This window comes from Aeromonas sp. BIGb0445, from assembly GCF_024809075.1.
GTDB lineage: Bacteria > Pseudomonadota > Gammaproteobacteria > Enterobacterales > Aeromonadaceae > Aeromonas > Aeromonas rivuli.
Window position 1 is genome coordinate 109,222 of record NZ_JANUES010000009.1, and the last position, 24,255, is coordinate 133,476.

Genomic DNA, 24,255 nt, shown 5'->3' on the forward strand with positions numbered 1-24,255 from the left:
GGGCATTGCCCCACCCTGGCCCTGCATGCCGAATACATCAGCTGGCCACCGAGCGTTGAGGTCATCGTCATCGCGGCGATGGATTTATGGCGGCCATAGAAAAGCCCGCAGGGTTGCGGGCTTTGGAAATCGAGCTGTTGGCTTCGAGTTTATTCGGCCTTGGGGGCGGTCTCTGCCGGTGCTTCCGTACTCTCGCTGACCACAGCCACCGGGGCCGGGCCTGGCACCAGCGCCACGGCGGGCTTGGCAATGAGGGAGCGTGTCTCTTCCACGGCTTCGGTCAGCTTGACCTCGATGACCTGGCCCAGCTCATAGATCACCTCTGTCTTGTCGAGGTAGACGCGGCTGTTGTCCCAACTGCACTCCAACCTCTCCTTGTTGTCGAGGATATGGCGGGCGGGCATGAAGACCACGGCGCCATTCTCCTGCAACCGCAACTTGAGCCCGGCCCGCATCACATCGATGATCTCGGCATTGAAGATCTGCTCGGTACCCGCGGCGCTCTGCAGGAAGCGGACATAGAGCCAGTCGCCGATACCGCGCTCCACCATGCGGTGCAGACGGCGGCAGGCGGTCAGGTGCTCGGTCAGCTCCAGACTGGGGCGCGGGCCCGGGGTCTTGCCTGCGATGACGGCCTTGAGCAGACGGTGGTTGACCATGTCGCCGTACTTGCGAATTGGCGAGGTCCAGGTGGCATAGGCATCCAGCCCCAGGCCGTAGTGGGCACCTGGCTCGGCGGACATCAGTGCATAGCTCTGGAAGCGGCGGATCTTGCCATCCAGCCAGCGGGTATCGAGGTTGTCTATCCAGCGGCGCAGGGCGCAGAAACCGGTGAGGCTGGCGATATCTTCCTTCTCGAACGGCGCCTCGGCGGTCTTGAGCAGCTCCATGGCACCGTCGAGGGACTCCTCATCGAAACCGGTGTGGACGTTGAAGATGCCGTAGCCAACCTGCTTGCCCAGCACGCGACCGGCACAGATGTTGGCGGCGATCATCGACTCTTCGATCATTCGGTTGGCGATGCGGCGCGGTTCGACGTGGATGGCCAGCACGGCGCCGTTTTCACCCAGCTCGAAGTCGTAGTCTGGGCGGTCCGGGAACACCAGGGCGTGCTCGGTACGCCAGGCGATACGCGCCTCGGTCATCGCCTTCATCAGCGGCAGCTGGGCCATGACGCCTGCGTCTATGTCCAGAGCTTTGCCGTGCTCGGCCCAGTCGGAGACGTCGTCATAGTTGAGGCGGGCGTGGGAATTGATGCGGGCGGCGAAGAACTCGGTCTCTTCGAGCAGCAGGCCATCTTCGGCAATGAGCAGGCGGGCGCACAGGGTGTTGCGCTCCTCGCCCTCTTTCAGGGAGCAGAGCTCATCGGAGAGGGTGCGCGGTATCATCGGCACGTTGCGGCCCGGCATATAGACGGTGAAGGCGCGTTGGGCGGCTTCCTTATCCAGCTCGCTGCCTTCGGCCACGTAGGCGGTCGGATCGGCGATGGCGACCAGCAGCTCCCAGCCGTTGTCCAGTTTGCGGATGGAGAGGGCGTCATCCATGTCCTTGGTCTTGGCGCCATCTATGGTGAAGAAGGGCACTTGAGTCAGGTCGGTGCGCGGCAGCTCTTCCTCTTCAATGACTTTCCACTCGGGCAGATCAGCTGGCTCTATCTGGGCCAGGTTGTGACGGGCCAGTACCACCCACCAGGGCACATTGTGATCGTCCTTGTCGGCGATGAGTTCGGTGATCTCGGCGGAGAAATTACCGTCGGCCAGGGCATGGCGCTTGAGGGTGGCGACCACCCAGTCCCCTTCCTTCAAGGATTTCTCGTCCAGTCCCTTCTTGGTGCGCGCCTTGATGGCATCCTTGATGAGGGGATGATCTGCCACCACGTTGAGGCGGTCGCGGAACATCTTGACGCGGCCGACGAAGCGGGTCACCGCCTGCTCCAGCAGGGCATCCGGCTCGGCCACTTCCTTATCTTTCTCGGTGCGGATCAGGGCACTCACGCGATCCCCGTGCATCACCTTCTTCATGTAGGGGGGCGGCACGAAGTAGCTGGTCTTCTCATCCACCTCCAGGAAGCCAAATCCCCGATCGGAGGCGCGGATCACCCCTTCTTTCTTGGGGATGTTTTCGCGGATCTGTTGTTTGAGCTGGGCCAGCAAGGGATTGTCTTGGAACATATGTGAGGAACCTGAGTGAAAACCTGATGAAGAATCGCCCAGCACTATACGTTTTTCACCCCGCAAAGCCAAGGTGACTGGGCCGATCCCGGGATGGTCAGGGGTTGGCCGTGCTCAATTCAGGGCGGCCTGCCCCTGGCTTATCAGACGCTGGGAGATCTGTTTGTGCAGGCCTCGCTCCAGCAACCAGCGATGCCAGTAGAGGGTCTCTATCAGGTGACGGTCCGGGCAGAGATCCAGCAGGCGGCCGGACTGGAGCTGGGCGCGGATCTGCAACTCCGGGATGAGGCAGTAGGCCAGCCCCTGCTCGGCCATGGCGACGAAGGCTTCGGAGGAGTGGACTATGTGGCAGGGGTAGCCGCCGGGCTCGAGGCCAAACTCGCGGCGCAAGAAACTGATGTGCATGTCATCCCGGGGATCGAAGGCGACCCCGGGGGCCTTGGCCAGGGCTTGAGGAGTGAGGCCTTCTGGAAAGTGGCGCGCCATGAAGGCCGGGCTGGCTGTCAGGACGTAGCACATCTGGCCGAGCGCATCGACGCTGCAACCAGGCAGTGGCTGCGGATGCAGGCTGACGGCACCGAATGCCTGGCCTTCGCGTACCTTGTCCAGAGTGCGGCTCTCATCATCGACCAGCAGGTTAAGCTCGATGGGAAACTGCTCCAGCAGGGGGGCCAGGGCCGGTAAAAACCAGGTGGCCAGGCTGTCGGCATTGACCGCTATGCTGATGCGGATCGGGGCCTGGGGGCTGGCGGGGGTCAGTTCGCTGCTGAGCTCCTGTTCGAGCTGACGTACCTGACGGTAGTGGGCCAGCAGTTTCTGGCCCAGTGGCGTTGCCTGTAGCGGCTGGCTGCGGATGATGAGGGGCTCGGCGAATTGCTGTTCGAGCTGCTTGATGCGCTGGGAGATGGCGGATTGGGTGAGGTGCAGGCGCTGGGCGGCACGATCGAAGTTCTGCTCCTGCATCACGGCATCCAGGGCCAGCAGCAACTTGTAGTCCAGAGCCTTCATCAATATCCCTTATCAATATGACGATTCAGAAGTCACTCTACTATCGGCATCGAGGGGGAGGCAAGCAGACTGTGGTGTTCGGCCCTGCCCCATGATGGCCGCATTTAACACTGTTAAAAGTGACAGTAGCTGTCAGGGATCCAAAAGAAGATACTCCTTTGTGTCCGCTTCTGCGTGGGGTGGGATCGGACCTAGCGTGAGTGCTTTATCCCGGGATCTTCCCGGGATTTTTTATGGGGTCGGAATGGGCCGCTGTGCCCTGGTCTGCATAGAGGCCGCGTAGCGGACGCGCGACGGCAGCGGCGAAACGTTCGTCGAGCAGGAAGCGAATGCCGACGCCGCGCACGGCACCCAGATCAACGGCTTGCCGGTGGCCGAGCCGCTCAATCGGCAGGCCGAGTCGACGAAAGATGCGCTCAACCGGCAGACTGACCACAGCGACCAGCTCACGGATCTGCTGGGCGAGGGCGAAGGCATACACCTCACGGAAGATGACGCAGGTGAGTTCGCTCACCCCATTGTCGAGTCGCGGCGCCCGGCTGGCATCGATGGCGAGCCGAGTCAGCTCCCAGACATCCTGATGACGAGGTGGGGCCTCACCGGCGAGGGCGGCGGGGAAGATAGTGGGCAGCATGTAGTCCTGGGCACAGCTGAGCAGGCGGATGCAGCCGCACAGACCCTGTTCATCTTCGATCAGAACCCAGTGAGTGTCAGGACCATCGAAATTATCTCGCTCAAGGCCGGAATGGGATTCGACATCCCACTGAAGCCTTTCGTTGAAAACTCGGTTTCTAAAGGTATATAGGGAATTTTCTACGGATTTATCTCGATGTTTGCTCAGTTTTCCCTTGAAAACACGCATTCTGCTCACTCCATATCCAGGAAGGGCGTTATACTCACGGACTCGGGAAGGGGATTGAAATGAAACAGGCTCAACTGCTGGAATACCTTGAACTGTTCACCAGGGTCATGGATGGAGATCAACTGTCTGAGCTGATTGGACGTTTCGCGCTCGGCATGGGGTATGACTATTATCGCTTCGCGCTGATCCTGCCGATGTCGATGCAGCGTCCCAAGGTGGTGCTGTTCAACCGCTGCCCCGACTCCTGGATCCAGGCCTATACGGCCCACCATATGCTGGCTCGGGATCCCATCATCCAACTCGCCCGCCATCAGACTCTGCCCATCTACTGGAACCAGCTCGACGAGAAGGCGAGCTTCCTGCAAGCGGGCAGTCTGGATGTGATGAGCCTGGCCGCCGAATTCGGTCTGCGCAACGGCATCTCTTTCCCGCTCCATGGCCCGACCGGTGAGAGCGGCATTCTCTCCTTCATCACCCGGGAGCGAGCCTCCAGTGACCTGTTGTTGGAGTCTTCCCCGGTGCTCTCCTGGATGTCGACCTACATCTTCGATGCGGCGCTGCGCACCGTGCGACTCGGATTGCCGGCAGGGGTCCAGCAGGAGGTGTTGACGGGGCGCGAGACCGAGTGCCTCTCCTGGGCCAGCGAGGGTAAAACGTCCGGTGAAATCGCCAGCATCCTCGGCATCACCGAGCGAACCGTGAATTACCATCTCAATCAGGTGACCCGCAAGACGGGTTCCATCAATCGCTATCAGGCCATCGCCAAGGGCATGAGCAGCGGCATACTGGTGCCCAATCTGGAAGAGGTCGTGGTCACCAATTTTCCGCGTCAGCTGCAATAACCCGCATTCAGCAGAGCTCATCTCTTTCTCTTCCATAGGGCCCAGGCGGCCTGCATTATCGGGAGGGATCTCGCCCTCGACCATTGTCAGATCTGGCAATTGACAGCCAGAAGCCGATCGCCGTCACGTTCAGGTCGGAGCCCTTTTATTAAATTTTCGAATCAATGAGAAATTTAATGAATTTCTCTTAAATAACCCCATCTCGCATACTGCCGCCATCTTCACTGAGAGACCTTGAACCCATGATGGCGACCAGCTTGCAGGGCTTTGTATTAGGCCTTGCCATGATAATCCCAATCGGAGCCCAGAATGCCTTTGTGCTGAGCCGGGGCATTCACCGCAACCACCACCTGCTGACGGCGACACTCTGCTGCCTGTGCGATCTCGTGCTGATCGGGATTGGCGTATTCGGCGGCGCCAGCTTGCTGGCGGCCAATCCACTCGGACTGGCGCTGCTGACCTGGGGCGGCGTGTTATTCCTGAGCTGGTTTGGTGTGCGCTCCCTGCGCAGCGCCTGGCGCGGGCAGGGGGCTGCCCTGGCGGATTCGACCCAACTGATGGGGGTCAGGAGCGTGCTGGCCATGACCCTGGGCGTTACCCTGCTCAACCCCCATGTCTACCTGGATACCCTGATGCTGCTCGGCTCCCTCGGCAGCCAGTTTGCCGAGCCGTTGCGGCCCGCCTTCGCCGCGGGCGCCATGCTGGCATCCCTGGTCTGGTTCTATGGTCTGGCCTTTGGCGCGGCGGCACTTTCCCCTTGGCTTGCCCGGGGAAAGGTACAGCAAGCTATTGATGTTGTTGTGGGTTTAATCATGATTGCCCTGGCACTGCAGCTGGCGATTGGCGCACTGACGGCCTCATAAGGCTATTTTTGTGTCGAGCTTCATAAAAATGAGTCCAGGTTCCATCTGCTGACATATTCGTCTGTTAAATTCCCGTTGCTGGTAAAGCAATACTCATAATAAAAGGGAAAAACAGTGAATAAAGCCACGAAGCTGGGCGCTATCGCAGCCATTGTGCTGTTGTCTGCCTGCAGCAATGAAAATGACAGCAAGGCGCAGCCGGGAGCCGTCTCCCTGCGCCTGATCCAGACCTCCGACATCCACTCCAACGTGCTGGGGTATGACTACTACCAGAACAAGGAAGACCGCAAGTTCGGCCTCTCCCGTACCGCGCTGCTGATCCGCGCCGCCCGCGCCGAAAACCCCAACAGCCTGCTGCTCGACAACGGTGACCTGATCCAGGGTACGCCGCTGGCGGATTATATCTTCGAGCAGTCCGGCACCGGTTACCTCGACAAACAGGCCCACCCGGTGTTCAAGGTCATGAACGAGCTCGGCTATGACGCCGGCAACCTCGGCAACCACGAGTTCAACTACGGGCTGGAGTACCTCGGCAAGGTGTTGGCGGGGGCCAACTTCCCTTACGTGAACGCCAACGTGTTCGAGGCGGGTGCCTTCAAGCGCGATGCCAAGGGGCAAATCGACTGGAGCGGCAACAGGTTCACCCCCTATCTGCTGCTGGATCGCCAGGTGACCGATGACAAGGGTCAGTCCCAGACCATCAAGGTCGGCATCCTCGGGCTGACGCCACCCCAGGTGCTGCAGTGGGACAAGCGTCATCTGGAAGGCAAGGTGGTGGTGGCCGACATGGTCGAGACCGCCAACCACTATGTGCCCGAGCTGCGCGCCAAGGGCGCCGATATCGTGGTAGTGGTCGCCCACACCGGTATCAACGCCAGCAGCTACGAGGCCATGATGGAGAACTCCGCCTGGCATCTGGCCAAGGTGAAGGGGGTGGATGCCCTGATGCTGGGTCATGCCCACAAGAACTTCCCGGGCGACTTCCCGGACTTGCCGGAGGTGGACAACCAGGCCGGTACCCTGAGCGGCATCCCGACCGTGATGCCCGGCTATTGGGGCAATCATCTGGGCATCATCGATCTCAAGCTGGAGCAGGTGAACGGCAAGTGGCAGGTGAAGCAGAGCCAGGCCAGCCTACGCAAGATTGACTCCAGCGAAGACAGCGCCGTGGATCAGCGGGTGGTCGATCTGGTGCAGACAGACCACGATGCCACCAACCAGTGGCTGGACGAGCCGCTGGGCAAGATAACCTCGCCCATTCACAGCTTCTTCGCCCTGGTGCAGGACGATCCTTCGGTGCAGCTGGTGAGCGATGCCCAGCGCCAACATGCCGAGCAGTTGCAACAAGACGGTCTGCTCAAGGAGTCCTACCCGATCCTGTCGGTGGCGGCCCCCTTCCGCGGCGGGCGTAACGGCATCAATGACTTCACCTATGTGGCCCAGGGGGACATCTCCCTGCGCAACGTCTCGGATCTCTACATCTACCCGAACACCCTGCAGGTGGTCGAGGTGAACGGGGCCACGGTCAAGGAGTGGCTGGAGATGAGTGCCGGCCAGTTCAACCGGATCGACACCGCCCAGAGCGGGGTGCAGTGGCTGGTGAACGAAAGTTTCCCCACCTACAACTTCGACGTGATCGATGGTGTGAACTACGAAGTGGATATCACCCAGCCGGCCCGTTACAGCAAGGAGGGCGCCAGGGTGAGTGACGGTCAGCGCATCAGCGGCCTCACCTTCAACGGCCAGCCGTTGGATCCGGCCCAGAAGTTCTACGTGGTGACCAACAACTACCGCGCCAGCGGCGGCGGTCACTTCCCGGGGATCGATGGCAGCAACATAGTGCATGAAGATCCCTTCGAGACGCGGGAGATCATCGCCCAGTACCTCAAGTCCCAGTCTGCTGCCAATCCGGCGGGCTTCAGCCCGGCAGCCAACAACAACTGGCACATGAAGGCGTTACCAGCGGGGGTTGACGTGCGGCTCTACTCCTCGCCGAGCGATGAGGCCAAGGCCCTGGCCGGTGCGGATCTTGAGTACCAGTCCACCCTGCCGATGGACGATGCCAAGCATCCCGGTTACGCCATCTACCGGCTGATCCGCCAGTAATTCAGGCGCGGTCGCAGACCCGTAAAAAAGCCCTCGCATGCGAGGGCTTTTTCTTTTGGAGCCACAGGCGGCTCCTCGGATTGCATCAGGGCACCACAGCCACGTTGACGCTGCCGTTGCCCTGGGTCAGCCGCACCTTGGCACCAGGCTGGAAGCTGGGATCGGCCTTCTGCACCACGACGATGGAGCCGCCGTTATCTTGCTTGATCTCCAGCTCGACACCATCGACCTGATTGAGCTTGTCACCGGCGGCCTTGCCCGCGGCGGCACCCGCGATGGCCCCCCCTGCGGCAGCGATACTACGCCCGGTGCCCCCCCCAATGGTGCTGCCGAGCAGGCCGCCGACCACACCGCCTCCTATGGTGCCGAGGATGGAGTTCTCCTCCGCCTGGATCTTGACCGGACGGGTGGAGACGATGGTGCCGTAGTTGACGGTCTGCACTTGCTTGGCCCTGTCTTTGGTGTAGACATCGCCAGAATAGACATCGCTGTTGGCACAACCGGTGATGGCTGTGGCCAGCAGGGCGATGAGGGTCAGTCGTTGCAACATAATGGTTCTCCTGAATTTGACTACAAATTGGGCATCCTGGGTCACTCTACCCCTCTCTTCACCATGATGGCACCCTCAAAGTGTAACCAAGTATGTTGTATCCAAGCTGGCTCACTCCGAGGTCTTGGCAGGGTTTTGGCATAGCTCCGTCAGCCTCTGTCGGATCGCGCTCTACTGCCTGTTATGGGGAGGGTGATGGGACTAGCTGGTGCTCGAGCAGGCACCTATCCTCCCCCGGTCCGAAGTAGGCGGGCTCCAGCGCCAGCTCGCGATAGCCGAGCCGCTCATAGAGGCGCCTGGCCGGATTGGCCGGATCGACGGTCAGTCGCACCTGCAGGCAACCTTGCGCCAGCAGTGCTTGCTCCAGACTGTCGATGATGGCTTTGGCCAGTCCGAGCCCGCGGGCCTGGGGCAGGACCGCCAGGGAGAGCAGCCAGCCCTGGGTTCTGTGCTGTCCCACGCCCCCCAAGCCGTAGCCGAGCAACTGCCCCTCGCGTTCGGCGACCAGCAGCAGTTCGGGCCACAGATCCATGGCCTGGCGAAAGAAGAAGTCGGGGTAGACGGCGTCGCCGAATACCTGGGATTCAATCTGCCAGATGGCATGCATGTCGGCCGGGGTGGCAAGTCTGAGGGTCGGGGTCATTGAGGCTCCGCTGGTTGGCGAGTGCGCGAGAAATGGTCGGCAAGGGTAGCCCTAGTCGAGAGGGGATTCAAGCGGCGGCGAGGTGGCGGTAAGTGTGGCGTTGTCTATGTGGCTGCCGGGGGCAAGAAACGAAACAGGGCCATGAGGCCCTGCTTTTATGAGGTTGACTGCAATCAGATGAGGTCGGTGGCCTGCTCCAGCCAGGCGAGATCCTCGCCTTCCAGCAAGGGGCTCAAGCGACGATAAACCTCGGCATGATACTCGTTGATCCAGCGGAACTCATCCTGGCTGAGCAGGCTGCGATCGATCAGGCGAATGTCGAACGGCACATAGGTCAGTCGCTCGAAGCCCAGCATGTCGAGCTCACCCTGACGGGGCAGTTCGATCACGATCTCCAGGTTCTCGCAGCGAATGCCGAACGCATCTTCCCGGTAGTAGCCGGGCTCGTTGGAGAGCACCATGCCCGGCATCAGCGGTACCAGACTGCCCTTGGGCGCGATGCGCTGGGGGCCTTCGTGCACGCTCAGGAAGTGGCCCACACCGTGGCCGGTACCATGGTCGTAGTTATACCCGGCCTGCCAGAGCGGCATGCGGGCCAGCACGTCGAGTTGGATGCCCGAGGTGCCGCGCGGGAAGCGAGCCTGATCCAGGGCGATATGACCCTGCAGCACGCGGGTGAACATGGCCTTGTGCTCCTCGGTCACCTCACCCACCTTGACGGTGCGGGTGATGTCGGTGGTGCCGTCCAGATATTGAGCCCCCGAGTCGACCAGATAGATGGCGTCCTGACCGAAGCCGCGCGGCACCCCGTTGGTATGGCGGTAGTGGCACATGGCGGCGTTGGGACCGAGCGCCGAAATGGTGTCGAAGCTGGGTTCGACATAGTGCAGCTGTTCCTTGCGAAACGCTTCGAGCTGATCCGCCAGGCTGGCTTCATCAACCCCGTCGAACTCACCGGAGACGATCAGGCGATCCAGCCAGGCGAGGAAACGGGTGACGGCCACCCCATCGCGCAGGTGGGCGGCACGCATGCCCGTCAGCTCAGTCTCGTTTTTGCAGGCCTTGGGCAGCATGGTGGGATCTTGACCCGCGACCAGGATGGCACCCGCCTCTTCCATGGTCAGTTGGGCCCAGGCGTTGGCGGTGTTGGGGTCGGCCAGGACTTTTTGTTGATCTTCACCGATGCGCTGGAGCAGGGCTCCCAACTTGTCGGTGGGGTAGACGGAGACATCCTGCCCCACATGCTGGCTGAAGGCGATGCAGTCGAGCTTGTCGGTATCGACGAAGAAATCCATGCTGGCGTTGGCATAGAGCACACCGAATCCCAGTACCACGGGCAGGCGCTCGACATCGCGACCGCGCAGGTTGAGCAGCCAGTTGATGGGCTCGGCCTGGGTCAGCAGCACGGCGTCAAGGCCACGCTTGCGCAGGTCGCTCGCCAGCAGCTCGCGCTTGGCCTGGCTGGATTGGCCGGCCAGCTCTTCGCTGTAGAACATGACGGGGTGCTTGCCGGGGGCGGGGCGGTCCAGCCAGTGCTGGTCGACGGGATTGTCGGTGATGGCGACGAGGGTGATGCCGCGCTCGCTCAGTTGGGCATTGGCATGCTGGTACCAGGTCAGGCTGTGCAGACGGGGATCGAAGCCGACCCGGTTGCCCGGCTCAAGCTGATCCGCCAACCAGCTGACATGGGGATCCTCATTGAGGTGCAAGAAGCTGAAGAGGTGGGCCGGGGTCTGCATCCTGGCCTGGACAGTGTAGCGACCATCGACGAAGAGTGCGGCCTGCTTGGCCAGGATGATGGCCAGACCCGCCGAACCATTGAAGCCGGTCAGCCAGTCCAGGCGCTCGGCGTGGGCCGGAATGTACTCTCCCAGATGTTCGTCATCGTGGGGCACTATGAACGCGTCCAGTTCCTGCTGGGCCAGGGTGGTCCTGACTTGGGCGACGCGGGTTTCAATGATCTCGAAATGGTTCATGTCGTAATTGCCAGATAGTTGTTCGATGAGCGGTTCAGCCGGGCTGACCGTGGCTGAGGATCTGTCCGATGGACAGGCCTGCCGCCTGTATATGCTGCTTGAGCAGCACGGCAGCCTCGTGTTTTCGCCTCGCCCGGCACAGGGCCAGCAGTTCGGCATGTTCGCGCTCCGCCTTGTCTACACCACCTTGGGCAAACAGCAGCTCGAAGCGCACGTAACGGTCGCAACTCAGATTGATTTGGGCGATCAGCTCCATGGCCTGGGGGCGATTGGCGGCCTGATAGAGGGTGGCATGGAAGCTGTGATTGAGCTGGGCCCAATGTTCGACCCGGGTCCCTGACTCGAGTGCGGCATCGAACTGATCGAGAATGGCCTGGGCGTTGACGAAGGTCTCCTCCGTCATCAGATCGACGGCGTGAAACAGGGTATCGGCTTCCAGCAGGGCTCGCAAATAAAAGAGCTCGGCCACGGACTCGCTATCGAGTCGGGTGACCACGGCGCCGCGATGGGGTTCGAACTTGACCAGCCCCTGAGCCTCCAGCTGCATCAGGGCCTCCCGCACCGGAATGCGGCTGACCGCCAGCTCCTTGGCGATGGCGTCCTGGCGCAAGGGGGCGCCGGCCGGGAAGTCTCCGCGCAGTATCCTGGCTCTGAGGTTGTCCATCACCATCTGGGTGCGGGTCTTGTAGATAGGCGTCATGGTTGTGTCATGGGGGCAGGTTGCAAAATTGTATATTGTATAAAGTTTGGCTGAATCTAACGCGCTCGCGCCGGCAAGGCAAGGTGGCGCTGGACCAATTGCCAGATGTTGGCCAAAAAAATACCGGCCAGCAGAGCTGACCGGTATGGCAGTGCGGTGGGGCTGTTACAGCTGAGGGCCTGCGGCTACCAGCTGTTTGCCTTCGTCGTTATCGGTGAAGCGTTCAAAGTTCTTGATGAAGCGCATCCCCAAGTCCTGGGCCTTCTCATCCCACTGGGCGACCTCGGCATAGGTATCGCGAGGATCCAGTATGGCCGGATTGACGCCGGGCAGGGCGGTCGGGATTTCCAGGTTGAAGATGGGCAGCATCTTGGTCTGTGCCTGCTCGATGGAGCCATCCAGGATGGCGTCGATGATGGCGCGGGTGTCCTTGATGGAGATGCGTTTTCCGGTGCCGTTCCAGCCGGTGTTGACCAGGTAGGCCTCGGCGCCGGATGCTTCCATCCGCTTGACCAGTTCCTGACCGTACTTGGTCGGGTGCAGGCTGAGGAAGGCCGCACCGAAGCAGGAGGAGAAGGTCGGGGTCGGTTCTGTGATGCCACGCTCGGTACCGGCCAGTTTGGCGGTGAAGCCGGACAGGAAGTGGTACTTGGTCTGTGCCTTGGTCAGCTTGGAGACCGGGGGCAGCACGCCGAAGGCATCGGCCGTCAGGAAGATCACCTTGTTGGCGTGACCGGCCTTGGAGACCGGCTTGACGATGTTCTCGATGTGATAGAGGGGGTAGGAGACCCGGGTGTTCTCGGTGCGGGAACCATCATCGAAGTCGATGGTGCCGTCTTCGGCCACGGTCACGTTCTCCAGCAGGGCGTCGCGACGGATGGCGTTGAAGATGTCCGGCTCGGCCTCCTTGGAGAGCTTGATGGTCTTGGCGTAGCAACCCCCTTCGAAGTTGAACACGCCGTCGTCATCCCAGCCGTGCTCGTCATCGCCGATGAGCGCACGCTTGGGATCGGTGGAGAGGGTGGTCTTGCCGGTGCCGGAGAGGCCGAAGAAGATGGCCACGTCGCCCTCCTGACCCACGTTGGCGGAGCAGTGCATGGAGGCGATGCCGCGCAGGGGCAGGAAGTAGTTCATCATGGAGAACATGCCCTTCTTCATCTCGCCACCGTACCAGGTGCCGCCGATGAGCTGGATCTTCTCGGTGAGGTTGAAGGCGACGAAGTTCTCGGAGTTGAGACCCTGCTCCTGCCAGTTCGGGTTGGTGCATTTGGCACCGTTCATCACCACGAAGTCAGCCTTGAACGTCTTCAGCTCGGCCTCGCTGGGGCGGATGAACATGTTTTTGACGAAGTGGGCCTGCCAGGCCACCTCTGTGATGACACGCACCGCCAGACGGGTGTCCGGGTTGGCACCGCAGTAGCCATCGATGACAAACAGTCGCTTGCCACTGAGCTGTTTGGTCACCAGGGATTTTAGATGTGACCAGACTTCCGGGCTCAGTGCCTTGTTATCGTTCTTGCCCTGGTCAGACCACCACACAGTATTCTGGGTAGTGGCGTCCTTGACGATATATTTATCTTTCGGGGAGCGGCCGGTAAAGATACCGGTATTGACATTGACGGCGCCCAATTCAGTTACTGTACCGCGTTCGAATCCTTCCAGGTCTGGGCGAGTCTCTTCTGCGAAAAGCTGCTCATAGGAGGGGTTACGCAGGATTTCTACGGCGTTATGGATGCCATATTGCTCCAGTTGTAACTGTTGGGCCAGGGTGGGTTCTGCCACTATTGTCATTGTATTCTCCTGGGTTCAGAGGTGTGTAGGGTTCTATCTGGCATCAACTCTACCACTTAGGTAGTAGAATTTAGCGACCTTCATCAAACTTTATAAAGTAGGGTATTTTTTTGTTATTTAAGTTAAAGGCGGGTTTCCCCGCCTTCATTTAGTGTAACTGGTTTGTATCATTACCGGGAGCCCCGCTGAACAGGGTTTCGACATCGATCGCATCAAAGGGATACTGGGCGCCGCAATAGTCGCAGTGCATCTCGATCTTGCCCTGCTCCTGCAGCATCTCCAGCACTTCTGCCTTCTCTACCTGCAACAGGGCACCCTCGCAGCGCTCCCGCGAGCAGGTGCAGCGGAAGGCGACGGCCTGGGGATCGAACACGCGCACCTTGTCCTGGTGATAGAGGCGATAGAGGATCTCTTCGGCCTCCAGACCGAACAGCTCTTCATCCTTGATGGTGCTGGTGAGCTGGGTCAGGTGGTCGAAGTCGATGCTGTGATCCTCACTCTGGGATGGCAGCTCCTGCAGCAGTATGCCGGCGGCGCGGGGTTGGCCCTCATGGTGTCCGGTGCGGATCCAGAGCTTGGTGGCGAGCTGTTCGGATTGGGCGAAATACTGCTCCAGGCAGCCGGCCAGGGTATCGGCTTCCAGGGCAACGATGCCTTGATAGCGCTCCCCCTGCTCGGGGGTGATGGTGATGACCAGCTGGCCGTTACCTATCAGGCTCTGCAGTTTGCCATCGCTGGGCAGCTCCCCTTCATGACGGGCGACACCGCGCAGCTGCTGGTTGTTGTCGCCATTGATGACGGCCAGACGCACCGGGCCATCCCCTTGCAATTGCACGGTAATGGAGCCTTCGAACTTGAGGGTGGCAGTGAGCAGGCTGGTGGCGACCAGCAGTTCGCCCAGCAGCTGTTGTACCTGAACCGGATAGCTCTGCGCCTCGATCACGTGGCGATAGGTGCTATCCAGCTGGACCAGCTCACCCCGCACTTCGTACTCTTCAAACAGATAGCGATACAGCAGATCTTGGTGACTCATCTCATCTTCCTTCGGGGTGGTAATAGGTTGGGCACCCGGCATCTTGGGTCGGGTGTGAACTTTCTGGTATGCATGTCGTCATACAGGGGTCATGGACTCAGGTCAGTATTGCTTTACCCGGATCAGCTGGCGGCGCTCCTGCTTGTCGGGGCGACGTTCGGGGCTGGGCGCAAACTGGCTGTTGAAGCGGCGTGCCTCGGCATTGTCGGCCCGGCGTTTGAGGCTCTCGGGGGTCTCTTCATACATCAGCTGGGCCAGGGGGGCCGATTTGCGCTGCTCGCTCAGGGTGAGCACTCGCACCTCCCGCTCATCCTGACCCTGCCAGAAACGGATCAGGGCGCCGAGCTCGACCGCCTTGCCGGGTTTGCTGCGCTGGCCGTTATAGTGCACCTTGCCCCCTTCGATCTGCTCCCGTGCCAGACTGCGGCTCTTGTAGAAGCGGGCGGCCCATAGCCACTTGTCCAGACGCAGGGAGGATTCGGGCGAAACGGCTTTGCTCATGACGGATTCCGACGATGTGACATGGTGACCGATTATACCAGAGCCGGGGCCCTGGGTTGAATCCGGGCTGCATTGGAGTGATGGCACGAGCATTTTTGACCATCTTGCGCTTTAGGTCAGTTGTCTCAGGCGCCATTGCCGTACACAATGGCGGACCGATTTGGATAGAAAATTATTTTGAGAAACATGACGCTACCGTTCAGGGATGACTTGCTGTCTGCCTTGCTTGCCCAGGGCAAGCGGCTGCCCCTTGCCCGTCTCAGCCACTGGTTGTTCTGGGGACTCTTGCTGCTGCTGGCTCACCAGTGCGCCGGTTTGACCTGGCGCCTGTTCTCTTTGGCGAGTCCGGAGCCGCAGACTGCCTGGCAACCCCGCACGGGCGTGGCGGAGACGGCGAGTCAGGGCACTGATCTGGCGCCTCTCACTCGCCTGGGTCTGTTTGGTCGTGCGGAGCAAATCCAGGCCCAGGCCCAGGTGGCGGCCGATGCCCCCAAGACCCAGCTCAATGCCCAGCTCAACGGGGTACTGGCGAGCTCCAATGCCGCCAAATCCATCGCCATCATCGCCCATAACGGCACCCAGAACTCCTACGGTATTGGTGACTACATAGATGGTACCCAGGCCCGGCTGCGACAGATTTTTGCCGATCGCGTCATCATAGCGCGCAACAGTCGTGATGAGACCCTGATGCTCGATGGTGAAGAGTACGGCAAGCCGTTGCCAGCCAAGGGCAACGCGACAGACAAGTTGGGCGAGGTGCGTGGCGAGCTGATGAGCAATCCGGGCAAACTCACCGATTACCTCAATATATCCCCGGTCCGGGTTGATGGCCGCATGGCGGGCTATCGCCTCAACCCTGGGCGGGATCCTGAACTCTTTAACCAGCTCGGCCTGGTCGCCAATGACCTGGCCGTCAGTATCAATGGGCTCGACCTGCGCGACAATGCTCAGGCGATGCAAGCAATGCAGCAGGTGGCGAGTGCCACCGAGATGACAGTGACAGTCGAACGGCAAGGACAGCTGTATGACGTCTATGTCGGCTTGTCAGAATAATGATCCGGAGTAGTGCACGCATGAGAAATAAAGGGAAAGGCTGGCGCCTGGCGTCTGTGGCGGCGGCCTTGCTGATGACGGGATCCGTCTGGGCGACCGAGTATTCGGCCAGCTTCAAGAATGCAGAGATCGAAGAGTTCATCAACACAGTTGGTAAAAACCTCAACAAAACCATCATCATAGAGCCATCTGTGCGCGGCAAGATCAATGTGCGCAGTTACGATCTGCTCAACGAGGATCAGTACTACCAATTCTTCCTGAGCGTGCTGGATGTGTACGGCTTCGCCGTGGTGCCCATGAACAACGGGGTGCTCAAGGTGGTGCGTGCCAAGGACGCCAAGACCTCGGCCATTCCCGTGGTCGACGACCGTAACCCCGGGATTGGCGACGAGATGGTGACCCGGGTGGTCCCGGTGCACAATGTCTCGGTGCGCGAGCTTGCTCCCCTGCTGCGTCAGCTCAATGACAACGCGGGCGGCGGCAACGTGGTGCATTACGAGCCCTCCAACGTGCTGCTGATCACCGGCCGCGCCGCCGTGGTCAACCGCCTGGTCGAGGTGGTGCGCCGGGTCGACAAGGCGGGCAATCAGGATGTGGACATCATCAAGTTGAGATATGCCTCCGCTGGCGAGATGGTGCGCCTGGTGAGCAACCTCAACAAGGATGGTGCGGCCCAGGGGGGCAACGCCGGCTTCCAGCTCACTCCCAAGGTGGTGGCGGATGAGCGCACCAACTCTGTGGTGGTGAGTGGTGAGCCCAAGGCGCGGGCGCGTATCATACAGATGGTGCATCAGCTCGATCGGGATCTGCAGAGTCAGGGCAATACCCGGGTCTTCTACCTGAAATATGGCAAGGCCAAGGATCTGGTGGATGTGCTCAAGGGCGTCAGCTCCAGCATCGAGGCCGACAAGAAGGGCAATGCCGCAGGTGCCACGGCTGGCACCAGCATAGGCGGCGGTCAGCTGGCCATCTCGGCGGATGAGACCACCAATGCCCTGGTGATCACCGCTCAACCGGATGTCATGGCCGAGCTGGAGCAGGTGATCGCCAAGCTCGACATCCGCCGGGCTCAGGTGCTGGTCGAAGCCATCATCGTCGAGGTGCAGGACGGCGATGGCCTCAATCTCGGGGTGCAGTGGGGCAATGCCAATGGCGGCGGTACCCAGTTTACCAATACCGGCTTGCCGATAGGGCCTGCCATCATCGCGGGCAAGGATTACAAGGACAACGGCAACACCGAGGGGCTGGAGAACCTGCTGGGTGGCTTCAGTGGCATGGCTGCCGGTTTCTACAAAGGGGACTGGGCCATGCTGGTGACGGCGCTCTCCACCAATACCAAGAACGATATCCTCTCGACCCCGAGCATCGTCACCATGGACAACAAGGAGGCATCGTTCAACGTGGGTCAGGAGGTGCCGGTACAGACCGGCTCCCAGAGTTCCACCTCGGGCGACAACATCTTCAACACCATAGAGCGCAAGACGGTGGGCACCAAGCTGGTGGTCACTCCCCAGATCAACGAAGGGGACTCCGTGCTGCTCAACATCGAGCAGGAGGTCTCCAGCGTCGCCCAGGCTCAGGCCGCGGGTACGGCCGATCTTGGCCCCACCTTCGACACCCGTACCGTCAAGAACGCCGTGCTGGTGAAGAGTGGCGAAACCGTGGTGCTGGGTGGTTTGATGGATGAGCAGACCAAGGAGCAGATCTCCAAGGTGCCCATCCTCGGCGACATCCCGGTACTGGGTTATCTGTTCCGATCCACCTCCAACACCACGGCCAAACGCAACCTGATGATCTTCATCCGGCCGACCATATTGCGCGATGCCAATGTCTATTCCGGCATCTCCAGCAGCAAGTACACCCTGTTCCGGGCCGAGCAGCTGGATCGCGCGGCGCAAGAGGGCTACCTCACCTCGCCACCGCGCCAGGTGTTGCCCGAATATGGCCAGGACATCATGGTCTCCCCCGAGGTCCAGAGGCAGATCCAGGCCATGAAGAGTCAGCAGCAGGCCACGGCAGCGAGCGTGCAACCCTTCGTGCAGAGCAAGCCCTGATGGCGGCCTATCAGCTTGATGGCAGCGAACTGTCGGCCCCCCTGCCCGAGCTGCCCTTCGCCTTTGCCCGCAACTTCGGGGTGATCCTGACCGAGCGGGCCGGTGCCCCCGTGCTGATCTGCCGGCCCGGGGTCAGCCCCCAGACCCTGCTCGAGGTGCAGCGGGTGGCGGGTGCCACTTTCGCTGTCGAGCAGATAGAGGGCGAGGCGTTCGAGCAGTTGCTGATGGCCCACTACCAGCGCGACTCCTCCGAGGCGCGTCAGCTGATGGAAGATCTCGGTAACGAGATGGACTTCTTCGCCCTGGCCGAAGAGCTGCCCCAGAGCGAGGACTTGCTCGACGCCGATGACGACGCGCCCATCATTCGCCTCATCAACGCCATGTTGAGCGAGGCGATAAAAGAGGAGGCGTCCGACATCCACATCGAGACCTTCGAGCGGGTGCTGGTGATCCGTTTTCGCATCGATGGCGTGCTGCGGGAGATCCTGCGTCCCCATCGCAAGCTGGCCTCCTTGCTGGTGTCGCGCATCAAGGTCATGTCGCGCATGGACATCGCCGAGAAGCGCCTGCCTCAGGATGGCCGCATCTCATTGCGCATCGGTGGCCGGGCGGTGGACGTGCGGGTCTCGACCATGCCGTCCAGCTACGGCGAGCGGGTGGTATTGCGACTGCTCGACAAGAACAACATTCGCCTCGAGCTCAAGCAGCTCGGCATGACGCTGGCCAATCGCAACATCATCAGCGAGCTCATTCGCAAACCCCACGGCATCATTCTGGTGACGGGGCCGACCGGTTCGGGCAAGTCCACCACCCTCTATGCGGCGCTCTCGGAGATCAACTCCCGGGATCGCAACATCCTCACTGTTGAGGATCCCATCGAATATGACCTGGAAGGGGTCGGCCAGACCCAGGTCAACGCCAAGGTCGACATGACTTTCGCCCGTGGCCTGCGCGCCATCTTGCGTCAGGATCCGGACGTGGTCATGGTGGGGGAGATCCGGGATCTGGATACCGCCCAGATAGCGGTACAGGCGTCGCTCACCGGCCACCTGGTGATGTCGACCCTGCACACCAATACCGCCATCGGCGCCATCACCCGGATGCGGGACATGGGCATAGAGCCCTTCCTGCTCTCCTCCTCCCTGCTGGCGGTGCTTGCGCAACGATTGGTACGTACCCTCTGTCCCGACTGCAAGGAGGCGCGTCCGGTCACGGAGCAAGAGCTGGCATTGATGCGCATCGAGGGCCTGGACAGGGCCAGTCAGCTCTGGCATCCGGTGGGGTGCGAACAGTGCAACCACACCGGCTACCGTGGCCGGACCGGCATCCATGAACTGGTGGTGGTCGATGAGGCGGTGCGCGAGGCGGTCCACAGTGCGAGCGGTGAGCTCGCCATCGAGCGGTTGATCCGCCCCCACACCCCCAGTATTCGCCGCGACGGTATCGACAAGGTGCTCCAGGGGCAGACCAGCCTGGAAGAAGTGCTGCGTGTGACTCGGGAAGATTGAGGATAGGACGTGGCAGCATTCGAATATAAGGCCCTGGATGACAAGGGGCGCCAGAAGCAGGGGGTGACCGAGGGTGACTCGGCGCGCCAGGTGCGCCAGCAACTGCGCGAGCAGGGGCTGACCCCGCTCGAGGTGAGTGAAACCACCGAGAAGGCCAAGCGTGAGGCAGGCCAGTTCCGGCTGTTTCGCCGTGGCGCCAGTACCGCCGAGCTGGCACTGATCACCCGCCAGCTGGCGACCCTGGTGGGGGCCGGTCTCACCATAGAGGAGGCGCTCAAGGCGGTCTCCCAGCAGTGTGAGAAGGCCCATCTCAGCAGCCTGGTGGCGACAGTGCGTGGCCGGGTGGTGGAGGGTTACAGTCTGGCCGATTCGCTTGGCGCCTTCCCCCATGTGTTCGATCAGCTGTTCCGCTCCATGGTGGCGGCCGGGGAGAAATCCGGCCACCTGGAGAAGGTGCTCAACCGGCTCGCCGATTACACCGAACAGCGCCAGCATATGCGCACCAAGCTGATGCAGGCGATGATCTACCCCATGGTGTTGACCCTGGTCGCGGTGGGGGTCATCTCCATCTTGCTGACCGCCGTGGTGCCCAAGGTGGTGGCCCAGTTTGAACATATGGGGCAGCAGCTGCCAGCGACCACGCGCTTCCTGATCGGCACCAGCGAACTGATGCAGAACTATGGCCTCTGGTTCCTGCTGCTGATCTTCCTGGGCGGCTTCGTCTGGCGTTGGTGGCTGGGGGACGCGCTGCGCCGTCGCCATTGGCACGGGATCCTGCTGCGTCTGCCGGTGATTGGCCGGGTCAGCCGCGGCCTCAATACCGCCCGTTTTGCCCGCACCCTGAGCATCCTCAATGCCAGCGCCGTGCCGCTGATCGAGGGGATGAAGATCTCCGGCGAAGTGCTCTCCAATGACTTCGCCCGGGCCCGCATCCTCGAGGCCACCGAGCGGGTGCGCGAGGGGACCAGTCTGCGCAAGTCTCTGAATGAAACCAAAATATTTCCGCCCATGATGCTGCACATGATCGCCTCCGGCGAGCAGAGCGGCGAGCTCGACAGCATGCTGGAGCGGGCGGCGGACAACCAGGACCGGGAGTTTGAAAGTCAGGTCAACATCGCCCTTGGCGTGTTCGAACCCATGCTGGTGGTCTCCATGGCCGGGGTGGTGCTCTTTATCGTGATGTCGATCCTGCAGCCCATCCTGGAATTGAACAACATGGTCAATATGTAACGGGATCCGCCCGCCGGGTCTCACTATGGTCAATCGCTGATGGTACAGACCATCTTATTTTGTGAGGGAGTAAGTCATGCATAAGCGTCGTCAATCGGGTTTCACCCTGCTGGAAGTCATGGTGGTCATCGTCATCCTGGGGATACTGGCCAGCCTGGTGGTGCCCAACCTGATGGGAAACAAGGAAAAAGCCGATCAGCAGAAGGCGGTCTCCGACATAGTGGCGCTGGAAAACGCCCTCGACATGTACAAGCTGGACAACAATCGCTACCCGACCACCGAGCAGGGTCTGGATGCCCTGGTCAATAAACCGACCTCGGCCCCCGAGCCGCGCAGCTACCGGGAAGGGGGCTATATCAAGCGCCTGCCGCAAGATCCCTGGAGCAATCCTTATCAGCTGCTCAGCCCAGGCCAATTCGGCAAGCTCGACGTCTTCTCCATGGGGCAAGATGGCGAAGCGGGCACCGATGACGACATCGGCAACTGGAATCTGAAGGACTTCCAGTAAGTGCTTGTACTGCCATCCAGGTGCTGTGGATGAGACTGCCGTGATCGGCGCGTCGTCTCGTCATCGCCAAGCCGGCTTCACCCTGCTGGAAGTGTTGCTGGTCGCCATGTTGATGGGACTGGTGGCCACCGCCGTTACCCTCAGCATGGGCGGCGCCAAGGGGGATCGCGAGCTGGACAAGCAGGCGCGTCGCTTCATGGCCGTCCTGCAGCAAGCCCAGGAGCAGGCCGTGATGGATGGTCGTCTGCTGGGCTTGCGCCTCGAGGATCACGGCTGGCAATTCATGGTGCGCCAAGGCAAGGAACGCAACTGGACGGCCCTGGGTGATGACAAGGTGCTGGGGCCGGTGCAGCTGCCGGAGGATATCCAGCTCGGCGTCGAACTGGGCGGCTTGGCCTGGCAGCCGGATGAAGACGAACGAGGGGAGGACGACAAGGTGGCCAACCCCCAGGTGTTTATCTTTCCCGGTGACGAGCTGACCCCCTTCGTGCTGACCTTCACTCAGCAGGTCGATGAGGAGCGCTACTTCCGTGTGGTGTGGGCCGATGAGTTTGGCAATCTCACCCTGGATAGCGATCGGCCTGAGGAAGAGCAATGAGGACCCAGTACGTCCGTGTGGTGTGGGCCGATGAATTTGGTAACCTCACCCTGGATAGCGATCGGCCTGAGGAAGAGCAATGAGGACGCCGCGCATGGCGCTGCGCCATGGTGGGCTTCGCCAGGCCAGGGGCATGACTCTGCTCGAGGTGATGGTGGCCCTGGTGGTGTTTGCCATCGCCGGGCTGGCGGTGATGAAGACGGCGAGCGAACACCTCTCCGGGCTCAGCTATCTGGAACAGAAGACCCTGGCGACCTGGGTTGTCCAGAACCAGCTGGTGCAGCAGCGACTCGAAGGTTCCTGGCCGAGCGACAGCTGGGTCGAGGGGGATGAAGAGATGGCGGGACAGCGCTGGTATTGGCGTTATCGCGGTGTCGCTACCGCCGACAGCAACTTCAAGGCACTGGATCTGGAGGTGCGTACCGCCCCCAAATCCGAGAGTCCCGTGGCCATGATGCGCACCTATGTCAGCCGCTAAACGACCCGCTCGCGGTGCCTGCCGCTGGAGACACCAATGAGGTCATCGTCCGCGTCAGGGCCGCAGGTTCGGCATCTGAGCAAGCAGGGGGGCTTTACCCTGCTGGAGATGCTGGTGGCGATCGCCATCTTCGCCGGCCTGAGTCTGGGCGCCTATCAGGTGTTGCAGGGGGTGCTCACCAGCGATGAGGTGGCCAGGAAGAAAGAGGTGCGTCTGGCCCAATTACAGCGCGCCTTCGATGTGCTGGAGCGGGACGTGAGCCAGATGGTGCCGCGTACCGGCCGCATCGAGGGTGAAAATAACCGGGTGTTGCTGGCTGCCAGCCAGTTTGGCCAGCAGAGTGATGATTGGGGCATGGCCTTCATCCGGGGGGGCTGGCTCAACCCGGATGGCATCTTGCCGCGATCTGGCCTGCAGCGGGTCGGTTGGCGGCTCAAGGATCACCAGCTGGAGCGGCTCAGCTATCTCTATCCGGACCCAGTGATAGGCACCGAGCCCAGGGTGCAAGGGTTGCTCGACCGGGTGACGGGACTGCGCCTCTTCTTCTACAGCGAGGGGGGCTGGAAGTCGGAGTGGACCCAGGAGGAGCGCTTGCCTGACGGCTTGGCGGTGGAACTGGATCTGGACGATTACGGCACCATACGTCGCCAGTTTCTGATTGGGGCCGGCGGCCAGAGGCTCGAAGATGCACCGACACAATAGAGGCGCCGGGCCGGGACGAAGCCGGGGCATGGCACTGCTGGTGGTGTTGTTGATCCTCTCGGTCATGGTGATCATCGCCAGCAACATGAGTGGCCGCTTGCAGCTTGAGCTCAGGCGCACCGCCAACCTCAGCACCGGCAAGCAGGCATGGTGGTATGCCATCTCCACCGAGGCGCTGGTCAGCAAGATACTGGCCCAGGACTTCAAGGATGACCCCAAGGTGGTCAGCCTGAGCCAGTACTGGGCGCGCAAGGATGTGATATTTCCGGTCGAGGATGGCACCCTCAAGGGAGAGGTGCGTGACCTGCAAAGCTGCTTCAACCTCAACAGCCTGAGCGTAGGGCAGCAGGGGGACAGTGGGGACGATCTGGCCAACCAGCCTTATCCCGTCAAGGTGTTCCGCACCCTGTTGACCCTGCTTGAGATCGACGAATACGAGGCAACCCAGCTGACGGATGCGGTGCGTGACTGGACCGACAGCGATACGGTACTGGTCTCCAGCTATGGGGCCGAAGATGCTTATTATGAAGGGCTGGGTCAGCCCTATCTGCCCGCCAATCAGAAGATGCTGGGGGTGGATGAGTTGCGGGCGGTGCGTGGGGTCAGCGGCAAGCTATATGCCAGGCTGGCGCCCTATGTCTGCGCCCTGCCAAACGACAAGTTACTGGTGAATATCAATACCATATCCCCGGATCAGCCCGAGCTGCTGGCGGCGCTCTACCTGGGAAAAATCAGTGTGGATGACGCCAAGGGTGTGCTCAAGGATCGCCCCAGGAAAGGCTGGCAAAGCAAGGCGGAGATGACGAGCCTGCCTGCGTTGGCGGCGGGCTCCGGCATCAAGGGGTTGAATGAGGCGATAGACGTCAAGAGCGATTACTTCGTGGCTTATCTGCTGGCCGAGGTGGCCGACACCCGGGCCAGGCTGGAGACCTACTTCCAGCGCAGTAAAGAGAACAAGGCGGTGGTGCTGCGGCGGGTCAATGGGGGGGCTGAGTGAAGCTCGCCTCGACGCGCGACGGCATCTCGCTGTCCATATCAAGGGTCAGCCGTCGACAGGATTCGGCCAAGGCCAAGGAGA

The 24,255-nt window shown here is 61.2% G+C and carries 22 protein-coding genes; 12 read left to right on the forward strand and 10 right to left on the reverse strand.

Annotation, left to right across the window (positions count from 1 at the left end):
- Positions 1 to 149 precede the first annotated feature (149 nt).
- The 3 genes from M2367_RS16050 to M2367_RS16060 all read right to left on the reverse strand — a co-directional run bounded on the left by M2367_RS16050 (position 150) and on the right by M2367_RS16060 (position 4,041).
- A complete protein-coding gene (locus tag M2367_RS16050) occupies positions 150 to 2,171 on the reverse strand; it encodes an exoribonuclease II (protein WP_259237262.1) in 2,022 nt (673 codons plus the stop codon).
- A gap of 114 nt (positions 2,172 to 2,285) precedes the next feature.
- Positions 2,286 to 3,179 carry a LysR family transcriptional regulator ArgP gene (locus tag M2367_RS16055; RefSeq protein ID WP_224431389.1) on the reverse strand — a complete coding sequence of 298 codons (894 nt, stop codon included), beginning with the start codon at positions 3,177 to 3,179 and terminating at the stop codon, positions 2,286 to 2,288.
- Between the two features lie 205 nt (positions 3,180 to 3,384).
- Positions 3,385 to 4,041 carry an acyl-homoserine-lactone synthase gene (locus M2367_RS16060; protein ID WP_042044317.1) on the reverse strand — a complete coding sequence of 219 codons (657 nt, stop codon included), beginning with the start codon at positions 4,039 to 4,041 and terminating at the stop codon, positions 3,385 to 3,387.
- 59 nt (positions 4,042 to 4,100) lie between these two features.
- On the opposite strand from M2367_RS16060, the gene M2367_RS16065 reads away from it, so the two are divergent.
- The 3 genes from M2367_RS16065 to M2367_RS16075 all read left to right on the forward strand — a co-directional run bounded on the left by M2367_RS16065 (position 4,101) and on the right by M2367_RS16075 (position 7,852).
- A complete protein-coding gene (locus M2367_RS16065; RefSeq protein ID WP_259237263.1) occupies positions 4,101 to 4,883 on the forward strand; it encodes a LuxR family transcriptional regulator in 783 nt (260 codons plus the stop codon).
- Positions 4,884 to 5,125: 242 nt separating this feature from the next.
- Positions 5,126 to 5,746, forward strand: a complete 621-nt coding sequence (gene lysE / locus M2367_RS16070) for an L-lysine exporter (protein ID WP_259237264.1) — start codon at positions 5,126 to 5,128, stop codon at positions 5,744 to 5,746.
- Positions 5,747 to 5,860: 114 nt separating this feature from the next.
- Positions 5,861 to 7,852 carry a bifunctional 2',3'-cyclic-nucleotide 2'-phosphodiesterase/3'-nucleotidase gene (locus tag M2367_RS16075; protein ID WP_259237265.1) on the forward strand — a complete coding sequence of 664 codons (1,992 nt, stop codon included), beginning with the start codon at positions 5,861 to 5,863 and terminating at the stop codon, positions 7,850 to 7,852.
- Between the two features lie 85 nt (positions 7,853 to 7,937).
- Here the strand turns inward: M2367_RS16075 and M2367_RS16080 are convergent, their stop codons facing one another.
- From M2367_RS16080 to hslR, 7 genes are all read right to left on the reverse strand, one after another.
- On the reverse strand, positions 7,938 to 8,402 hold the full coding sequence (locus M2367_RS16080) for a glycine zipper 2TM domain-containing protein (protein WP_042044314.1): 465 nt from the start codon (positions 8,400 to 8,402) through the stop codon (positions 7,938 to 7,940).
- A 181-nt stretch (positions 8,403 to 8,583) separates the two neighbouring features.
- Positions 8,584 to 9,045 carry a GNAT family N-acetyltransferase gene (locus M2367_RS16085; RefSeq protein ID WP_259237266.1) on the reverse strand — a complete coding sequence of 154 codons (462 nt, stop codon included), beginning with the start codon at positions 9,043 to 9,045 and terminating at the stop codon, positions 8,584 to 8,586.
- 173 nt (positions 9,046 to 9,218) lie between these two features.
- On the reverse strand, positions 9,219 to 11,021 hold the full coding sequence (locus tag M2367_RS16090) for an aminopeptidase P family protein (protein WP_259237267.1): 1,803 nt from the start codon (positions 11,019 to 11,021) through the stop codon (positions 9,219 to 9,221).
- A 34-nt stretch (positions 11,022 to 11,055) separates the two neighbouring features.
- Entirely contained in the window at positions 11,056 to 11,721 is a 666-nt protein-coding gene (locus M2367_RS16095; protein WP_042044312.1) for a GntR family transcriptional regulator, read from the reverse strand.
- A gap of 165 nt (positions 11,722 to 11,886) precedes the next feature.
- Positions 11,887 to 13,512 (reverse strand): phosphoenolpyruvate carboxykinase (ATP), encoded by a 1,626-nt coding sequence (gene pckA, locus M2367_RS16100; RefSeq protein ID WP_259237268.1) that lies wholly within the window; start codon positions 13,510 to 13,512, stop codon positions 11,887 to 11,889.
- A gap of 148 nt (positions 13,513 to 13,660) precedes the next feature.
- Positions 13,661 to 14,545, reverse strand: a complete 885-nt coding sequence (gene hslO / locus M2367_RS16105; RefSeq protein ID WP_042044310.1) for an Hsp33 family molecular chaperone HslO — start codon at positions 14,543 to 14,545, stop codon at positions 13,661 to 13,663.
- A gap of 102 nt (positions 14,546 to 14,647) precedes the next feature.
- Complete coding sequence (gene hslR, locus M2367_RS16110) at positions 14,648 to 15,046, reverse strand: ribosome-associated heat shock protein Hsp15 (RefSeq protein WP_042044309.1); 399 nt, start codon at positions 15,044 to 15,046, stop codon at positions 14,648 to 14,650.
- 186 nt (positions 15,047 to 15,232) lie between these two features.
- On the opposite strand from hslR, the gene exeC reads away from it, so the two are divergent.
- The 9 genes from exeC (at position 15,233) to exeK (ending at position 24,174) form a co-directional block, all read left to right on the forward strand.
- Positions 15,233 to 16,099 (forward strand): GspC family type II secretion system variant ExeC, encoded by an 867-nt coding sequence (gene exeC / locus M2367_RS16115; protein WP_224431382.1) that lies wholly within the window; start codon positions 15,233 to 15,235, stop codon positions 16,097 to 16,099.
- Between the two features lie 20 nt (positions 16,100 to 16,119).
- The gene (exeD, locus tag M2367_RS16120) at positions 16,120 to 18,153 is read left to right on the forward strand and encodes a GspD family T2SS secretin variant ExeD (protein ID WP_259237269.1); all 2,034 of its coding nucleotides are present in this window, start codon (positions 16,120 to 16,122) and stop codon (positions 18,151 to 18,153) included.
- Positions 18,153 to 19,661 carry a type II secretion system ATPase GspE gene (gene gspE / locus M2367_RS16125; RefSeq protein ID WP_042044306.1) on the forward strand — a complete coding sequence of 503 codons (1,509 nt, stop codon included), beginning with the start codon at positions 18,153 to 18,155 and terminating at the stop codon, positions 19,659 to 19,661. The genes exeD and gspE overlap by 1 nt, the downstream gene beginning before the upstream one ends.
- 9 nt (positions 19,662 to 19,670) lie before the next feature.
- Complete coding sequence (exeF, locus tag M2367_RS16130) at positions 19,671 to 20,891, forward strand: GspF family T2SS innner membrane protein variant ExeF (RefSeq protein ID WP_042044305.1); 1,221 nt, start codon at positions 19,671 to 19,673, stop codon at positions 20,889 to 20,891.
- A 76-nt stretch (positions 20,892 to 20,967) separates the two neighbouring features.
- On the forward strand, positions 20,968 to 21,399 hold the full coding sequence (gene exeG / locus M2367_RS16135) for a GspG family T2SS major pseudopilin variant ExeG (protein ID WP_042044304.1): 432 nt from the start codon (positions 20,968 to 20,970) through the stop codon (positions 21,397 to 21,399).
- Positions 21,400 to 21,439: 40 nt separating this feature from the next.
- Positions 21,440 to 21,997 (forward strand): GspH family T2SS minor pseudopilin variant ExeH, encoded by a 558-nt coding sequence (gene exeH, locus M2367_RS16140; RefSeq protein ID WP_259237279.1) that lies wholly within the window; start codon positions 21,440 to 21,442, stop codon positions 21,995 to 21,997.
- Between the two features lie 94 nt (positions 21,998 to 22,091).
- Positions 22,092 to 22,475, forward strand: a complete 384-nt coding sequence (gene exeI / locus M2367_RS16145) for a GspI family T2SS minor pseudopilin variant ExeI (protein WP_259237280.1) — start codon at positions 22,092 to 22,094, stop codon at positions 22,473 to 22,475.
- Positions 22,476 to 22,511: 36 nt separating this feature from the next.
- Positions 22,512 to 23,177, forward strand: coding sequence for a GspJ family T2SS minor pseudopilin variant ExeJ (exeJ, locus tag M2367_RS16150; RefSeq protein ID WP_259237270.1), 666 nt, complete (start codon positions 22,512 to 22,514; stop codon positions 23,175 to 23,177).
- Positions 23,161 to 24,174, forward strand: a complete 1,014-nt coding sequence (gene exeK / locus M2367_RS16155) for a GspK family T2SS minor pseudopilin variant ExeK (RefSeq protein ID WP_259237271.1) — start codon at positions 23,161 to 23,163, stop codon at positions 24,172 to 24,174. Before exeJ ends, exeK begins: the two co-directional genes overlap by 17 nt.
- Positions 24,175 to 24,255: the final 81 nt, after the last annotated feature.

Bases quoted from the DNA above. Each gene is read 5' to 3' on its own strand.
- gspE (WP_042044306.1), top strand. From the start codon at position 18,153: ATGGCGGCCTATCAGCTTGATGGCAGCGAACTGTCGGCCCCCCTGCCC.
- hslR (WP_042044309.1), bottom strand. From the start codon at position 15,046: ATGAGCAAAGCCGTTTCGCCCGAATCCTCCCTGCGTCTGGACAAGTGG.
- pckA (WP_259237268.1), bottom strand. From the start codon at position 13,512: ATGACAATAGTGGCAGAACCCACCCTGGCCCAACAGTTACAACTGGAG.
- exeG (WP_042044304.1), top strand. From the start codon at position 20,968: ATGCATAAGCGTCGTCAATCGGGTTTCACCCTGCTGGAAGTCATGGTG.
- M2367_RS16055 (WP_224431389.1), bottom strand. From the start codon at position 3,179: ATGAAGGCTCTGGACTACAAGTTGCTGCTGGCCCTGGATGCCGTGATG.
- exeI (WP_259237280.1), top strand. From the start codon at position 22,092: ATGGCGCTGCGCCATGGTGGGCTTCGCCAGGCCAGGGGCATGACTCTG.
- exeD (WP_259237269.1), top strand. From the start codon at position 16,120: ATGAGAAATAAAGGGAAAGGCTGGCGCCTGGCGTCTGTGGCGGCGGCC.
- M2367_RS16065 (WP_259237263.1), top strand. From the start codon at position 4,101: ATGAAACAGGCTCAACTGCTGGAATACCTTGAACTGTTCACCAGGGTC.
- M2367_RS16080 (WP_042044314.1), bottom strand. From the start codon at position 8,402: ATGTTGCAACGACTGACCCTCATCGCCCTGCTGGCCACAGCCATCACC.
- M2367_RS16060 (WP_042044317.1), bottom strand. From the start codon at position 4,041: ATGCGTGTTTTCAAGGGAAAACTGAGCAAACATCGAGATAAATCCGTA.
- M2367_RS16085 (WP_259237266.1), bottom strand. From the start codon at position 9,045: ATGACCCCGACCCTCAGACTTGCCACCCCGGCCGACATGCATGCCATC.
- M2367_RS16090 (WP_259237267.1), bottom strand. From the start codon at position 11,021: ATGAACCATTTCGAGATCATTGAAACCCGCGTCGCCCAAGTCAGGACC.
- M2367_RS16095 (WP_042044312.1), bottom strand. From the start codon at position 11,721: ATGACGCCTATCTACAAGACCCGCACCCAGATGGTGATGGACAACCTC.
- exeJ (WP_259237270.1), top strand. From the start codon at position 22,512: ATGAGGTCATCGTCCGCGTCAGGGCCGCAGGTTCGGCATCTGAGCAAG.
- exeK (WP_259237271.1), top strand. From the start codon at position 23,161: ATGCACCGACACAATAGAGGCGCCGGGCCGGGACGAAGCCGGGGCATG.
- M2367_RS16050 (WP_259237262.1), bottom strand. From the start codon at position 2,171: ATGTTCCAAGACAATCCCTTGCTGGCCCAGCTCAAACAACAGATCCGC.
- lysE (WP_259237264.1), top strand. From the start codon at position 5,126: ATGATGGCGACCAGCTTGCAGGGCTTTGTATTAGGCCTTGCCATGATA.
- hslO (WP_042044310.1), bottom strand. From the start codon at position 14,545: ATGAGTCACCAAGATCTGCTGTATCGCTATCTGTTTGAAGAGTACGAA.
- exeC (WP_224431382.1), top strand. From the start codon at position 15,233: ATGACGCTACCGTTCAGGGATGACTTGCTGTCTGCCTTGCTTGCCCAG.